This window comes from Wolbachia endosymbiont of Mansonella ozzardi, assembly GCF_020278625.1.
In the GTDB taxonomy this organism is placed as follows: Bacteria; Pseudomonadota; Alphaproteobacteria; order Rickettsiales; family Anaplasmataceae; genus Wolbachia.
The window spans coordinates 967-1,642 of sequence record NZ_JADAKK010000087.1 but is presented as its reverse complement, the minus strand read 5'-3'; the positions used below and the strand labels follow the sequence as shown (position 1 = coordinate 1,642).

Sequence of the window (676 nt, the reverse complement as noted above, 5' to 3'; positions counted from 1 at the left end):
CATCACGTAACTTTTCAATATCAATTCCTTCTCTATAATATTTTTGATACGTTTCACCACGTTCTTTATTCAAACTATTGAATTTGTCTACCTGACTCTTAATTTCTGTATTATATTTTGATAATACCTTAAAAGCCTGATTTTTATACTCTTGACTGTTTCGGTACTCATTACCTTGTTGATCAGAGTAAGTGAGTTTGGTTTGCTCATCAGGAGTTTTTATTACTTTTAAGAAGTGATATTCCTTTGATATATCGAGATTGTCATTTGTTGCCCTGTTAACAGCACGAGCAACATCATAAAACGCAACATGTTCTACGGGAGAGAAACTTCCAACCTCTTCTCCATTCATTGTTTTTATCTCTGCTCTATAGTATGATACGTTTTTTATTTCCCCATCTACTACTTCTTGACCAGTTGCTATAAACTCTCCTTTCGTGACTTGTAAAGCATTGATGTCCTGCATTGCAACATCTGTACTATTGTCAGCAAGCCAGCCTTTAAAAGTATCATTATGTTGTTGTATTTCTTCCAAAAATTGTTTCGATCTACCGTCATTACCGGCACGTATAGCGCTTAAGTAATCACTTAGCAAGTTTGGATGATTTGTTTGCAAATACATTATTAATGCATGACCTGTTTTGTAAACCAGGCTATTTGCTTCGCTATCATCTGA

The 676-nt window shown here is 34.6% G+C and carries 1 pseudogene; it reads right to left on the bottom strand.

The features are described 5' to 3' along the window. A pseudogene (locus tag IHO40_RS05665) lies at positions 1–676 on the bottom strand (peptidase M2); the annotation flags it as partial.